Here is a 13,816-nt window from a genome sequence, read left to right on the forward strand (position 1 = left end):
CTCAGGGGTGGTGGTTGCGGGCGACGCGGATGAGCACGGAACGGCGGTGGTGGCCGAGCTTGGCGCGGATGTTCTCCAGGTGGCGGTTGACCGTGCGGACGGCGATCTGCAGCTCGTCGGCGATCTCGCGGTTGTCGTAGCCCTTGGCCAGGCAGCGCAGCACATCCCGCTCGCGGGTGGTGAGCGGGCGGGACGATTCGTGCAGTTCGCCGATCAGGTGGGCGGCCAGGTCGGCGGGCAGGACCGGGCCGGTGAGCACGGCCTCCACCGCCGCGGTCAGCTCCGCGGCGGTGATCGCCTTGCTGACGCAGCCGTGTGCCCCGGCGCGGACGGCGGCCAGGAACTCCGCGGGTTCTCCCTGGGAAAGCACGAGAATCCGGATGTCGGGCCAGTGGACGCGCAGGTAGCCGATGACGTCGACGCCGCGGCCCGCCCCGGGGCCCAGCCGCAGATCGACCAGCGCGACGTCGGGGCGGAGCCGGTCGGCCAGGCAGCAGGCGGCCGGTGCGTCCGCGGCCTCACCCACGACCGTCACCCGGCCGTCGCGCTCGAGTGCGGTTCGGACACCGTCGCGGGTGATCGGGTGATCCTCGACGACCAGCAACCGGACCGGGTTTCCCGGCATGATCACCTCTCCCTCGGGGGATGCGCAGCTCCACTTCGGTGCCCTGGCCGGTGCGGCTGCGGATGCGGACCTGCCCGCCGAGGCGTTCCACCCGAGCCCGGACCGACAGCCGCAGGCCGATCCCGTCCGTGTCGCGGCCGGGCTCGAACCCCACGCCGTCGTCCCGGACGCTCACCGTGACGTCAGCGCGATCCTGCAACACGGTGAGCCAGACCCGGTGCGCCCGTGCGTGTTTGACGACATTGCTCAGCAGTTCCGCCACCGCGGCGACGACGTCGGCCGCCACCGCCTCCGGCAACCGGACCGGGCCGCTCGTCACCAGGCGGACCGGGATCTCGTCGCGCCGTTCGGCGAGCTCGGCCAGCTTCTCGCGCAGCGAGACGACGCCGGCCGGAAGCGGGTCGGGATCGGAGCGCGCCAGACCGCGCAGCGCCGCCTCCTGCCGGGCGATCCCCTCGGCCACGGCGGTCAGCGCCGGCGCGGCGGACAGCTCCCCGATCCGGGCCCGGAGCCGGCCCAGGTTCTGCAGCACGTCGTCGTGGATCCGCGCGGCGAGCCGCTCCCGTTCGGCCATCCGCGCCGTCCGCTCGCCGTGCCGGATGGCCTGCTCGCGCAGCTGGTCGAGCTGACCGGCGGCCACGCCCACCGCGCCACCCAGCAGCACGTACGACAGCCCCCAGCCGACCGTGGTCAACAGCTGCAGGAACGACAGCCGCGCGAACGCGACTTCATTGGCGGCGTAAGCGAACGGCAGGCTCAGCCCGAGCACCGCCCCGGCGACCAGGCCACCCCGGATTCCCCGGACGACGCCCCACGCCGCGACCGCCGCGGCCGGATACGCACCCATGAACGACGGGTGGCCGGTCAGTACCGCCTGCGCCGGATACACCCGGCCGTACCCCACGATCAACGCCACGGCCACGGCCAGATCGGCGGCGAGCACGAGCCGCATCCGCCGCACCGCGGCCATCGTCAGCCAGGCCGTCCAGCAGCCGGTGGCGATCAGGGCGACGCCGGCCTCGACCGGCCGCTGGACCTGGCCGCCGGCGAACGCCACCACCAGCATCCAGCCGAACGCGAGCCAGCGCAGGCCGAGCACCAGCAGCATGGGGGCCGGATGCCTGGGCTCGGTCGGCATCTAACCGACCCGGACGGCAACTTCGTCGGGCGGCCAGGTGCAGGCGGACCGGCTCAAGAAGTGCTTTTCACAGGCCTGGATCGAGACCAGGTACGTCGTCGCCGGCCGGACGTCGGGCAGGGTGACCTCGAAGCCGGCCACCTCACGGTGCCGTTCCGACCACGGCGGTCCGCCGGCCGGCTGCCAGGTGACGTTGAACGCGTCCGCGGCACCGTATTGCCAGCCGACGTGGATTACGCCGGCGTCGGCGTAGGCCGTGGTGATGCACGGGCGATCGCGCGCCGCACACGGGCTGGCGAGATCGCGGGCCCGGCGGGCGTACTGCTGTCCCACGTGGACCTTCGGGTCGCCGTCGGCGGTCAGGACGATGGTGCCGCCACGGAAGTTCACGTAGGCGGTGGTCGTGTCGTCCACGTTGCCGTCGGTGGGCCGGCCGAGCACGCCGGACGGGCCGCCGGCGGCGATCCAGGCGCCGAAGATCGGCGCGAACATCGTGATCGGCTCTTCCGGCGGGAAGGCGTACACCACCTCACTCCACCCGAATCGGTTGGCGACCACCGGACTCCACGGCGTGTACCGCACGCCCGCGCCGGCCGAGCGGGTGTCGGCGGCCGGGCAGCCGACCCCGGCGCGCCCGCCTCGGTGCAGCCACCAGTCGTGCACGGGCGCATCGACGGCGAACTCGGGACAGTCGTACCGGGCGGACCGATCGTTCGCGATGGCGATGATCGTCGCGCTCACCGCCGCACCGACCGCGAGCAGGACCAGGACCGTGCGGACGGCCAGCCTCCGCGCGGGCAGCGGATCGGGCGACAGATCGAGGTCCTGTGCGGCGAACAGCCTGGCGATGCGCGCCTGCCGCCAGGACCACCCGGCGGCCGGCGGCAGGCACCCGGCCACCGCACCGCTCAGTGCGGTGATCCCGTCCACCTCGCCCAGCACCGCGGCGAGCCCGGTCAGGCCGACGACGACGAGGACCGTGACACCGGCACCGCGAACCAGCCGCCACCACCACGGCGCCGCCAGCCACTGCCGGGCCCAGCGGGCGGACACATCCCACACGTCCGGCTCCGGAAATCGCTTTCCCCGGCGGGCTTCCCGCACCACGGCGCGCCGGACCGCGAAACCGAGATTCCACCACGCGACCTGCGCTCCCACAATGTCCGCGAGCACGCGCTGCCCGGCACCAGTGCCCGACGCGGCGATCGCCCCCACCAAACCGAGTCTACGGTTTCCCCGGGCCGGCCGCACTACCCTGGATGGACGCTGTGCGGCTACGGCACCGGTCTCACGACAATAGTAGGCATGGGCAATCTTACCCACGGTCGAGTGGGCAAGATCGGACGCTTATCGGTGCGCGGTTTCTGTGCCAGCATCGGTTAACCGGAAAGGAAATCGGGATCCGCTAATCACCCCGGCTTCCGGCGAAATTCGATGCGAAAGGCGAACACGCCATGAAACACGGGATTCTCAAAAGAACCGCAAAAGCTCTGGCCTTGGCCACCGCGCTCCTGTCGGCGGTCTCGGTGACCGCCGCAACGCCCGCTCAAGCGAGCGTGCAAGTGTGGGACAGCGTCGAGGGGGCCACCCCGTGGACCCGCTGGCAGGGCGGCGGTTCCGGGGACGGTGTCGCCGGTTACGACCTCAACGGCGGGGTCGCCCGCTCCGGCGCCAACGACGGCTGGCTCTTCGTCGGCAACGGCTGGGCCGCCAACCGCATCCCGGTCACCATCTCCAACTGGAACCGCGGCAACTGCGCCGTCGGCGTCTGGTTCAACCCCCTCACCCCGGCCGGCGCCCAGGTCGGACTCCAGATCTGGAACCCCGACGGCTGGAGCATCATCGCCGAGACCTACCCCTGGTTCCCCGGCGGCGGCTACCGCCAGGCCTACCTCACCGGCCTCGACTTGCGCCGCTTCACCGGCGACATCTACCTCCAGGTCATCTACGGCAACAGCAACGGCACCAAGACCTTCGTCCGCTTCGACGACATGGCCATCCAGTGCTCCTGACCTCCCCGGCTACTCCGGTCCGCCCAAGTGCCGTTGCAGGTGCCGGTGCCGGAACTGGTGGACCGCGCCGTACTGGCGGAGCACGCCGCGGTCGCGGGCGTCGTCCAGGAACCCGAACAACCGCCACGGGAGCTCGCCGCGCGCGGCGAGCACGAGCCGGGCCGTGGTGAACCTGGCGTACGCGCTGAGCAACATCCAGGCCGCGGCGTAACCGAGCGCGATCCGGACCGCGTAGCCGAGGCCGAGCACCGCGAAGATCGTCGCGATCGCCAGCATGGTCCCGGTGCCGGCCAGGAGCACGTTCCGGTCGGCGCGGAGGGTGGCGCCGGGACTCGCCGGGCGGTCGAGATCGGCGAGCGCCACCAGGCCGTCGCCGCGGCCGTGGCGCTGCCGGTGCCACAGCTTGCGGCCGAACCACCAGGCCAGGAACCCGCCGCCGATTGCCAAAGCCGTCATCACCAGTGCCGCGCGCACGGTGTGCACGAGTCCGGTCGCGACGCTCCGGCCGGCGACCAGCAGCGCGAGCACGCCGGTCACGAACAGCAGCGTACTTCCCAGCAGTTTCGCGAAGTCGCGCAGTTCGGTGCGCACCTTCGACGTCGAGTTGTCGAACCGGTGCGGGGTTTCGAGGTCGGTGACGGCGAAGTACGCGAGGTACCGCGAGTGACCGGCAGCCAGCCCGACCACGGCGGCGGCCACCAACCCGGGCACGACGCCGGCCGTGCTGACCAGCCCGAAGCCGATCGTGGCGCCCGCCGCGACGCGACAGGCCGGGGCGACCCAGGGGAGGGAACGATCGAGCCGCCACCACGCGATGTCCGCCGTCCCGCTCGCCGCGAGGTGCGCCAGCCAGCGCCGCACGGTGCCGTGGTCCACCCGGGCGAAGGCCCCGTGGCGGCGGTGACCGGGGTGGTCCGGGTAGACCGCCGGGACGAGGTGCCGCACCAGGTGGGCCTCGATCGAGTCCCGGTCCGGGAAGCGCGTCCGGTCGGACAGGTCACCGGGATTGCGGCCGGGGTCCTGGTGGACCACGCGGATCAGCCACACCACGAGCGGCGTCGGCGCGGGCTCCGTGCGCAGGCGGGCGAACAGCGGCGCCAAGCGGGACCCGCCGTGGGGGACGGTCTCGGTCAGGTAGTCCTCGACGTCGTCCCGGTCGAGCGGCCGGAGTTCGGCCCGGGTGGCGCGCGCCAGCCCGACGCCCGCCGCGTCCAGGGCGCGGTGTTCGGCGAGGCCGCAGGTGACGACCAGCGGAACCGACGACCCCAGCCGGTTGAGCGCCGCGATCGCCTCGGGCCGCAGGTCTTCGGCGATGGTCTCCAGGCCGTCGAGGACGGGCAGCACCAGGCCCACCTCCAGCAGCGCGGACGCCAGTGTCAGCCGTCGCCCGTCGACCCAGCGCACGGTCCGGCCCAGCCGGTGGTCGCGGGCCAGCCGGCGGGCGAGCCAGTCGAACGGGTGCAGCTCGCCGGGGTGCCAGTCGGTGACGGGGACCAGCACCGGCACCGGCGCGCCCCGGGCCCACCCGGCCAGCAGCTCGGCCACCAGCCGGATCGCTGCCACGCTCTTGCCGGATCCCGGCGGCCCGAGCAGGAGCAGCCGCCGGGACGGTACGTCGTCGCGGAAGAACGGACCGATCCGCTCGAACTCGCGGCTGCCGGCGCGCCAGCGGGTGACCAGCGGACGCGGGTCGTCGAGCCCGAGCCGCCGCGACTCTCCGCGCCACAGGTCGCCGACCGCGCCCGCGAGGCCTTCCGAGGCGTCGACGAGCACGCGGCTCAGCTCCGCGCTCAGCAGGGACAGCCCGTCCGGCCGATCGGCGAGCGGTCCCAGCTCCGGCTGGACGCAGCGGGGTTGTCCGGTCAGCACCCGCAGCAACTCGTCGAACTGTCCGGGCATCGCGTACCGGGTGGCGGAGTAGGGCTGGAGGAACGCCGGCAGGTCGTCGGCGGAGCACCCGGGCAGGACGACGGGCAGGATCTTGGCCAGCCACTGCGCCCGGTCCTGGGCCAAGTGTTCGCGCAGCATGACGAGCTGGAGCCGGGCGAGACCGGGAGATTCGCCGTCCGAAGTGGCCAGCTGTTTGTACCGGGGCGAGCCGATCGCGAGCACGAAGTCGCCGTGTTCGAGCTGGTCCATGGTCCAGTCGAGCCAGTCCCGCCGCCGATCCCGCTCCCACAGATCCAGCCGCGCATCGATGCCGGAGGACCGCAGCCGCCCGGCGAACAGCCGGACGGCTTCGGTGTGGTCACCGGAGTCATCGGCGTAGGAGACGAAAACCCGGGGACTTCGCGTGGGCGGCACGCCGGCCGATTCTAGTGCCGGGGGGCTTTCCCGTACCGGTTTCGCGCCGATGCGTGGATCCTTGGGGCAGAACAGTGGGAGGGAACCGATGGCTGTCGGAAGCGACCAACGCCGGCGGGAGCGCACACCCCGCGTCGAGGCACAGTTCTCGTCCAGGAACGTCGAGGCCGCACTCGACCTGCTGTACCTGGCGGACCTGGCGTGGCACGACTGCTACGGCCCGCGGGAACTGGAGCTGCCTCCGCAGGTTCTCGAGGATGTGCTGCTGCTGTCGGAGGGCAATCTGGCGAAGCTGATCCGAACCGCCCGAGCGGCCGTCGTGGACTTCCGGGATGTGCGAGTCGCCGCCGACGACAAGCGCGCGGAGCTTCAGGAGGAAGCCAGCGGAAGCAGGCCGGAATCCCCCGACCCGGAGACAGCACTCTAGACCACGGGTGGGCTACCGGCGAAGCTCGATTCCGCCGCTTCCAGGCGTGGCACCGCGATGCCCAGCCGGCGGGCTTCGGCCAGGGTGTCGCGGCAGACCTCCCGTGGCTCCTCGGCTCCGGGATCGGCGTGGCCCTCGAAACTCCTGCGCACCAGTGGGACATACGCGGTCAGCCACGCGAACGCCGGGGCCGTCAGCCAGGTCGGCGCCCGGTATCCCAGCGTGTCACGCCGGCGCAGGTCGGCGCCGCGCGCCTCGAGCACCGGCAGCAGCTCGCGGGCCGTCAGCAACGCCTCGCGCAAATCGGCCGTCGCTCCCACCAATGCGGACAGCGTTCCCCGCCGCAGGCCCTGCGCGTGCAGGCCGGCGTTCATCGCGAAATGGAGCCACAGCCAGGTGCGGAAATCGCGCTTCTCCCGCAACCGGAATCCGGCCTCGCGGAACACCCGCCGCGTCGCTTTCTCGCGCTCGGTCGGGGGCCGGTCGAGGGTGCCGAAGACGACCGCGGGCAGCAGCATTCCACGGAGCACGCCGTCTTCGCCGAAGCCGCCGCCCGCCAGCGGGAAGCCCCAGGCCACCTGATCGGCGGGCAGAGCGCCGATCGCGGTCAGTGGCTCGGCCCAGATGTTGCCGAACACCAGGACCGTGGCGTTGCCGACGCGCGGCGCCAGGAACGCGGCCGCCTCCGGGAGGCGGTGGTGCGGCACGCTCAGCACGATCAGGTCGAAATCGTGGTCCGGCGGCAGCTGTTCGCGGTAGCGCACCGGCCACGCCTGGACGACGCGCTGCCCCCACACCCGCCTCCGCGCGTCGAGCAGATCGAGCTCCACCGCCTCCCCGTAAGCCGACGCGCGGCCCGGCCGGACGTAGCACTCGACGTCGTGTCCGGCCCGCTCCAGGGCCCAGCCGTGCACCGTGGCGATCGCGCCTCGGCCGAACATGAGGATCTTCACGCGCACCTCGTCGGATATGATGAAATTGGAGGTCATCTCCACTTATCACGCTAGGGAGGTGCCGCCCGCTTGTCAACGCGCGGTGCGAAGCCGCGGCCAGGAGGCCCTATGGGCGGTCGCCGAACCAGTGACCGAGCGCCGGCCCGAGATTGTCCGGATTCCCGGCCCAGCACACGTAACCGTCCGGCCGGATGAGCATCGGCTCGGTGCCGACGCCCTGTCCCACGCGGTCCACGCGGTCCCGCCAAGGGGCGGCGACCTCGGCGAAGCTGTCGGCCGGGTCGATCAGGAGGCCGCGACCGCAGCGCAGCAGTTCGTGCGACCGGACCGGGCCGAGCCGCAGATCCGGTGCGGGCAGACCGACGCGCGGCTGGTCTTCGCCGCCCGGCATCGGGTACCGGATGCCCATCCCGGACAGCATGTCGTCCAGGTGGTACTGCACTTCCGGCAGCCGGGCCAGCGCGGCGAACAGCTCCTGGGCCGCCGCCAGATCCGGGTCGCCGGTGCCCTGGTGGTCCATCAGCAGGCTCTGCGCCTGGACGTTGCGCAGCACGGCGGCCCCGACCGGGTGGCGTTCGGCGTGGTAGGTGTCGAGCAGGTGCGCCGGCGCCCAGCCGTGCACCGCGGCGCCGAGCTTCCACCCGAGGTTCAGCGCGTCCTGGATGCCGGTGTTCATGCCCTGCGCACCGATCGGGAGGTGGACGTGCGCGGCGTCGCCCGCCAGGAACACGCGCCCGTGCCGGTAGCGGGCGGCCTGCCGGGCCGCGTTGGTGATGCGGCGGGCGTAGCGCAGTTCGAGCAGGTGCACCCGTGCGCCGAAGACGTTGCGCAGCCCGTCGCGGATCTCGTCCTCGGTGACCGGAGCGTCCCGGGGCAGTGACCGGCCCGGGCCGCCCAGCGCGAGCCGGCGCAGCGGCCGGCCCTGCGGATCGGTGCCGAGCGGGAACACCGACACCCAGTGCCCGTCCTTGCTTCGGGCGTGCATCATCCCTTGTTCGCCGCCGCTCAGCCGCACGTCGGCGGCGACGGTGGTCGTCGTGCCCGGCCGGCCGGGGAACTCCGCGTTCAGCAGCGCTCGGGCCGTGCTGCGGCCGCCGTCGGCCGCGACCAGGTAGCGGGAACGGACGACGCTGCCGCTCGCGAAGGTCGCGGTGACGCCGTCCTCGTCCTGGGTGAGACCGGTCAGGTCGTGGTCACGCCGGACGTGGCTGCCTTGCGTGGCAAGGTGCCGCTCGAGGAACTCCTCGATCACCACCTGCGGGATGGACCGCCACGGATGGGCGTGCCGGTCCCGGGTGAGCGGGAGCGTGATCCCGGCGAAGTGCGCGGTGCCGGCCGGGTGGTTTCCGGTCGCCAGCAACGGTTCCAGCAGGCCGCGCTGGTCGAATGCCTCCTGCGTGCGCGACTGCACGCCACCCGCCTTCGACAACGTGCTGCGCCGCGCCAGCTTGTCGACCAGCACGGCCGGCACGCCCGCCACCCGCAGTTCGTTGGCCAGCGTCAGGCCGGTCGGGCCCGCGCCGACGACGAGCACCTCGGTGTCCATGAGTTTCTCCCCTGGTGGTGTCGATGAGGACGGGAGCGACGCTTCACCCGTCGACGCCGTTGCGCCAGAAACCGGCTCGATTGCGTCGGTATCCGACACCGAATAGCTTGACAGAGGTGGAATACGACGAACTGGATCGCCGGCTGGTGCACGCCCTGCAGATCAACGGCCGGGCGCCGTTCAGCACGATCGCCGACGTGCTCGGCGTGTCGGATCGCACCATCGCCCGCCGGTACGCCCGGTTGCGGTCGGCCGGGGCGGTGCGGGTGCTCGGCGGGGTCGACCCGGCCGCGCTGGGCGCGGTGCTGTGGTTCCTGCGCGTGCGGTGCGCGCCCGCCGCGTCGGTGCCGGTCGCCGAGGCGCTGGCCCGGCGTCCCGACACGTCCTGGGTGAGCATCACCTCCGGGGGCACGGAGATCACCTGCACGGTCCGCACCGAAAGCGAGGCCGACAGCGAGGCGCTGCTGCTGGCCAAGCTGCCGCGCACGCCGCGCGTGGAGGGCGTGACCGCGCACTCGGTGCTGCACGCGTTCTACGGCGGCCCGGACAGCCTGGTCGCCAAGCTCGGATCGCTGGACGAAGACGCGATCGAGCGGCTGCGCCCGGCCCCGATCCCGCACCGGCCGGGACCGGTCCGGCTCGACGACGGAGACCGCAAGCTCCTCGCCGCTCTCGCCACCGACGGCCGGGCCGAGGTCGAGCGCCTGGCCACGGCGACCGGCTGGTCCCCGACGACGGTCCGCCGCCGGATGACCGAGCTGCGCGAGCGCGGGGTGCTGTACCTGGACATCGACGTCGACGGAAGCATGTTCGGCGTCGGCCCGCGAACGCTGCTCTGGCTCTCGGTCGCCCCCACAAACCTGGAGGAGGTGGGCACGGCGCTGGCCGGGCACCCGGAGATCGCGTTCGCGGCGGCCACCACCGGGCCGACGAACGTGTGCGCGAGCGTGGCGTGCGCGAACCAGCAGGAGCTGTACCGGTACTTGACGGGCCGGCTGGCCCGGCTGACGGCCATCACCCACCTCGAGACCGCACCCGTGATCAAGACCGTGAAGCGGGCCGCGAACCAGGTGTAGCGCTCAGCCACCTCATCCGATCACCCCTTCAACGAACCCGCCAGCAACGCCGACACGAACCGCCGCTGGAAGATCAAGAACACCACCAACGTCGGCGTCAGGATCAGCAGCGAACCGGCGCACAACAGCGGGATGTCGGTCCACCGCATCCCGATGCCGCTGCGCACCCGGGCTTCGGTCGCCCGGCCGCCGGAGGTGCGCTGATGCTGCGCCTGCCCGACCACTGGGTGTGGGACAGCTGGTACACCACGGACGACGACGGCCGTCATCACGTCTTCTTCCTGCGCGCCTCGCGGGCGCTGCTCGATCCCGAGCGGCGCCACCGGCGGGCCTCGATCGGGCACGCCGTTTCCCGCGACCTGCGCCACTGGGAGCTCGTCGCCGACGCCCTGGTCCCCGCCGACGGACCGGCGTGGGACGACCTCGCGACCTGGACCGGGTCCGTCGTCCGCGGCCCGGACGGGCGCTGGTACCTGTTCTACACCGGCGTCCGCGACGACGGCGATCACGCGGTGCAGCGGATCGGCCTCGCCGTCTCCGACGACCTCGGCACGTGGCACCGATCCGGGGTGAAGCCGCTCGTCGAACCCGATCCGACCTGGTACGCCCACGGCGACCGCGTGGACTGGGCCGGCGAGGCCTGGCGCGACCCGTGGGTCTTCCCATCTCCGGACGGGGACGGCTGGCACATGCTCGTCACCGCCCACGCGAAGGACGGCGACCCGCTCGATCGCGGGGTGATCGGCCACGCCTTCTCGGCCGACCTGCTGAACTGGGCGGTCGGGCCGCCGCTGACCCGGCCCGGCGGCTTCGGGCACCTCGAGGTCCCCCAGGTCGCGGTCGTCGACGGCCAGCCGTTGCTGCTCTTCTGCAGCAACCTCGGTCCGCGGGCGGCCGAGGACCAGGTCTGGGCGGTGCCCGGGCCGGCGGTGACCGGCCCGTGGGACCTGTCCCTCGCCCGGCCCGTGCCGTGTCCCGGGCTGTACGCGCCCCGCCTGGTCCGCGACAGCGGGAACCGGTGGAATCTCCTCGGGTTCGTGGCCGAGCGCGACGGCGCGTTCGCCGGGGAACTGTCCGATCCCTTCGCCGTCCGCTACACCGATGCCGAAGGGCTTCACCTGCTCTGACCGGCGGTGATTTTCCGGCGAATAAGCACCGGTTCACAAACCGCCGGGGAATCGCTTCGAAGGCGGTTCAGCCGCCTCGGCGCCACGCCGGAACGAGGTGGTTCGCCATCGCGAGGACCACGCCGGCGGCCACGCAGGCCCAGCGGTCCGGGGCCGGCCCGGGCACGCCGAGGACCGCGCACCCGGCGCTGCCCACGGCGAGCACGACCGCTCGGGCCACCACCGCCCACGACACCTCCTCCGCGCCGAAACACCCGCACGGAACGCCCGGCCGGCGCGTCCGCAACACCGCCGTGTAGCCGGCAAAAGCGCAGTACAGGGCGGCTTGAACGGTGGCGGGCAAGACCGCGACCGCCGGGGCGGCGAACAGGACCGCGAGCATCGCCGCGCCCACGAGTACCTCCGCACCCGCGGCCGGCGCGGCCACCGCGGGCGGCAGCAGGCGGTGGACGCGCAGCACGGCGCGATGCTCGCGGTGACGCACGGCGTGGGTCACGCCGGCGGCGGTCAGGAGAATCGCGCCGAGTGCCGTCAGGACCGTCATTCCCGCGGACCAGAAGGAGTGCATGGACCCACGGTAATAGTGGACAAAAATACCCTCCCCGATCGGAGCAATTCGAGATCCGCCGGAAAATGATCGTGGCGACCGCGGAATCCGTCGGCTACTCTCACCGGGTGCGATTCCGGGAATCGGAGGTCTCATGGGGGCACAACGGTTGCGATTGGTGGCGCCGGGCGGCGGCCGGGTCACCGTGGGCCTGCCCGGGGCGGCCCCCGTTTCCCACGTCGTGGCCGGTGTCCGGTTCGTCGGCGGGTCGTACGGCACCGGGTTCCAGATCGGCCCGCGCGGCTACCACGACTTCGCGTGCACGTACGTCGCCCCGGCCGAAACCCGCGAGCGCCTGGTCGTGCACGGCCGGGAAGTGGTCGTCGCCGAAGCCCGCGACGGGCAATCGTCCGTGGCCACCCTGCTCGGTGCCTACCACGAGCTGATGACCGTGTACGCCGGCCCGGCGCCCCGCCGTGACCGCGTGCTGGCCCTGTTCGGCTCGCTGCGGATCGAGGACCACGTCGACGGCATGACCGTCGTCCCCCGCGCGGAAACGCTGCTGGATCCGGCGAACGAGCACTTCGTGGTGGTGGTGCGAGACCACGGTTCGCTGTCGATCCCGGCGCCGCGCCAGGCCGCGGCCCTGCTGCCCCGGCACGCGGGCGCGCGCACGAAGCACGGCGAGGTCTGGAAGTCCGGGCACGCCAAGGGTTCCTTCGTCCTCGGCTGCCCGGCGGGCGTGGCCGAAGTGCACCTTACGGACACGCCCGTGAAGACCGAACGGGAACGGCTCGACTGGCTCGACGGCATCGACATCGCCTGGGACCGGCGGTGACGCCGTCGACCGCGTTCGCCGTCCTCACCTGGGCGGCGATCATCCTGCTGTTCTTCGGCCTGGCCGCCGTCCTGCGCGAAGTCCGGCTGCTGCGCGGGACGCTCACCCGCAGCACGGACGGCTTCATCGCCGCGCCGCCGGACGTGGTGCTGGGCCCGCGGTTCGCGGGCCGGATCGTGGCCGCGGTCGATTCGGGCTGCCCGCTGTGCCTCACCGTGGTCGAGCGGCTGGCCACGCTCGGGGCGGAGGCGACCCTGCTGACCCACGAACCCGCGACGACCTGGGCGGAGCTCGCCCACGGCCTGCCGGTGGTCAGCGACGCCGAAGCGTGGCGTTCGGTTTCCCACCTCTCGCCACCGGTGTTGATGCTGCTCGACGACACCGGCCGCGCCCGCCGGGTGCTGCTCCCGGTCCGGGCGTCCGAAGTGGACACCACACTGGCCGGCTGGGCCGGTCCGACGGCAGGAGGTGAAGCCGGTGACGCTGGAGTCGGCGCACATTCCCGATCTTGACCACCCCGGCCCGGACGCCGTGGGCACCCGCGCGGGGCGGAAGCTGAAGGTCCGCGGCACGCGCCGGACCTTCCTGCGCGCGGTGGCGCTCGGCGCGCTGACGATCGGCGCGACCGCGCTCGACTGGTCGGGTCTGTCCCGCGTCCGGAAGGCGAACGCCGAGTTCAGCCCGTACGGCATGCCGGGCTTCGACCGCAACGACTGCCGGGACGCCTATCCCACCGGCTACGCCGAACTGACCGACACCAGCGGCACGTACGTCAACACCTACGCCGCCTGCTTCGGCGGATTCTGGCGGGGGAGCACCTACTGCGAAGCGGGCTGGCACAAGTACGGCACCTGGAACGAAGGCGGCCTCCAGGTCGACCACCAGCCGGTGGCCAACACGTGCGGCCAGTTCGTCGGCAAGAACGCGTGGCGGTGGACGACGCCGGACCAGAAGGTCTACCGCTGCTCCGACGGCTTCTCCACCTTCTGGGGCGGCGGGTACACCGGCCAGACGTACCTGACGATCTGCCGCGCGGCCCTGTGACGGAGGGGACCGCCCGGCGCCGGTGGCACCCGCTGACCCTCGCCGCCGGGCTGGTGCTCGCCGCGGCCGCGGTGACGATCGCGCTCCTCGTCGCGCCGGGCCGGCTGCTGCCCGGAGCGTGGCTCGTCCTGTGCGCGGCCGCCGGGTTCGCCACCAGCGGCTCCAGTTGAAGCCGGAAC

The 13,816-nt window shown here is 72.7% G+C and carries 16 protein-coding genes; 8 read left to right on the top strand and 8 right to left on the bottom strand.

All coding sequences use genetic code 11. The features are described from left to right. Position 1: 1 nt before the first annotated feature. Genes ACWEF6_RS19030 through ACWEF6_RS19040 form a run of 3 tightly spaced genes read right to left on the bottom strand, consistent with a single transcriptional unit; the run spans position 2 to position 2,978 of the window. Positions 2-625 carry a LuxR C-terminal-related transcriptional regulator gene (locus ACWEF6_RS19030; RefSeq protein ID WP_449684152.1) on the bottom strand — a complete coding sequence of 208 codons (624 nt, stop codon included), beginning with the start codon at positions 623-625 and terminating at the stop codon, positions 2-4. Beyond that, positions 519-1,763: a sensor histidine kinase gene (locus tag ACWEF6_RS19035; protein WP_449684153.1), complete on the bottom strand. Its 1,245-nt coding sequence runs from the start codon at positions 1,761-1,763 to the stop codon at positions 519-521. The genes ACWEF6_RS19030 and ACWEF6_RS19035 overlap by 107 nt, the downstream gene beginning before the upstream one ends. Continuing rightward, on the bottom strand, positions 1,764-2,978 hold the full coding sequence (locus tag ACWEF6_RS19040) for a hypothetical protein (RefSeq protein ID WP_449684154.1): 1,215 nt from the start codon (positions 2,976-2,978) through the stop codon (positions 1,764-1,766). 281 nt (positions 2,979-3,259) lie between these two features. Between ACWEF6_RS19040 and ACWEF6_RS19045 the strand changes: the two genes are divergently transcribed. Then, positions 3,260-3,775: a hypothetical protein gene (locus ACWEF6_RS19045; RefSeq protein ID WP_449684155.1), complete on the top strand. Its 516-nt coding sequence runs from the start codon at positions 3,260-3,262 to the stop codon at positions 3,773-3,775. Between the two features lie 9 nt (positions 3,776-3,784). Here the strand turns inward: ACWEF6_RS19045 and ACWEF6_RS19050 are convergent, their stop codons facing one another. Then, positions 3,785-6,079 carry an SEFIR domain-containing protein gene (locus tag ACWEF6_RS19050; RefSeq protein WP_449684156.1) on the bottom strand — a complete coding sequence of 765 codons (2,295 nt, stop codon included), beginning with the start codon at positions 6,077-6,079 and terminating at the stop codon, positions 3,785-3,787. Between the two features lie 88 nt (positions 6,080-6,167). Between ACWEF6_RS19050 and ACWEF6_RS19055 the strand changes: the two genes are divergently transcribed. Beyond that, a complete protein-coding gene (locus ACWEF6_RS19055) occupies positions 6,168-6,506 on the top strand; it encodes a hypothetical protein (RefSeq protein ID WP_449684157.1) in 339 nt (112 codons plus the stop codon). Here the strand turns inward: ACWEF6_RS19055 and ACWEF6_RS19060 are convergent. After that, on the bottom strand, positions 6,503-7,459 hold the full coding sequence (locus ACWEF6_RS19060; RefSeq protein ID WP_449684158.1) for a ketopantoate reductase family protein: 957 nt from the start codon (positions 7,457-7,459) through the stop codon (positions 6,503-6,505). The two genes, ACWEF6_RS19055 and ACWEF6_RS19060, sit on opposite strands and share 4 nt — an antisense overlap. Positions 7,460-7,565: 106 nt before the next feature. Next, complete coding sequence (locus tag ACWEF6_RS19065; protein ID WP_449684159.1) at positions 7,566-9,005, bottom strand: FAD-dependent monooxygenase; 1,440 nt, start codon at positions 9,003-9,005, stop codon at positions 7,566-7,568. A gap of 107 nt (positions 9,006-9,112) precedes the next feature. Between ACWEF6_RS19065 and ACWEF6_RS19070 the strand changes: the two genes are divergently transcribed. Beyond that, entirely contained in the window at positions 9,113-10,081 is a 969-nt protein-coding gene (locus tag ACWEF6_RS19070) for an Lrp/AsnC family transcriptional regulator (protein WP_449684160.1), read from the top strand. Between the two features lie 20 nt (positions 10,082-10,101). Here ACWEF6_RS19070 and ACWEF6_RS19075 read toward each other — a convergent pair whose 3' ends face one another. After that, positions 10,102-10,248: a hypothetical protein gene (locus ACWEF6_RS19075; protein WP_449684161.1), complete on the bottom strand. Its 147-nt coding sequence runs from the start codon at positions 10,246-10,248 to the stop codon at positions 10,102-10,104. 36 nt (positions 10,249-10,284) lie between these two features. Here ACWEF6_RS19075 and ACWEF6_RS19080 point away from each other — a divergent pair, with 36 nt between their 5' ends. Then, entirely contained in the window at positions 10,285-11,208 is a 924-nt protein-coding gene (locus ACWEF6_RS19080) for a glycosyl hydrolase family 32 (protein ID WP_449684162.1), read from the top strand. A gap of 67 nt (positions 11,209-11,275) precedes the next feature. Here ACWEF6_RS19080 and ACWEF6_RS19085 read toward each other — a convergent pair whose 3' ends face one another. Then, positions 11,276-11,776 (bottom strand): MauE/DoxX family redox-associated membrane protein, encoded by a 501-nt coding sequence (locus ACWEF6_RS19085; RefSeq protein WP_449684163.1) that lies wholly within the window; start codon positions 11,774-11,776, stop codon positions 11,276-11,278. A gap of 133 nt (positions 11,777-11,909) precedes the next feature. Between ACWEF6_RS19085 and ACWEF6_RS19090 the strand changes: the two genes are divergently transcribed. The 4 genes from ACWEF6_RS19090 to ACWEF6_RS19105 are packed head-to-tail and all read left to right on the top strand — an operon-like array spanning position 11,910 to position 13,807. Further along, complete coding sequence (locus ACWEF6_RS19090) at positions 11,910-12,593, top strand: hypothetical protein (RefSeq protein ID WP_449684164.1); 684 nt, start codon at positions 11,910-11,912, stop codon at positions 12,591-12,593. Further along, on the top strand, positions 12,590-13,105 hold the full coding sequence (locus tag ACWEF6_RS19095; protein ID WP_449684165.1) for a hypothetical protein: 516 nt from the start codon (positions 12,590-12,592) through the stop codon (positions 13,103-13,105). The genes ACWEF6_RS19090 and ACWEF6_RS19095 overlap by 4 nt, the downstream gene beginning before the upstream one ends. Continuing rightward, positions 13,071-13,637 carry a hypothetical protein gene (locus ACWEF6_RS19100; protein WP_449684166.1) on the top strand — a complete coding sequence of 189 codons (567 nt, stop codon included), beginning with the start codon at positions 13,071-13,073 and terminating at the stop codon, positions 13,635-13,637. Before ACWEF6_RS19095 ends, ACWEF6_RS19100 begins: the two co-directional genes overlap by 35 nt. Continuing rightward, entirely contained in the window at positions 13,634-13,807 is a 174-nt protein-coding gene (locus ACWEF6_RS19105; RefSeq protein WP_449684167.1) for a hypothetical protein, read from the top strand. The genes ACWEF6_RS19100 and ACWEF6_RS19105 overlap by 4 nt, the downstream gene beginning before the upstream one ends. Positions 13,808-13,816 lie beyond the last annotated feature (9 nt).

This window comes from Amycolatopsis sp. NPDC004772, assembly GCF_053601215.1.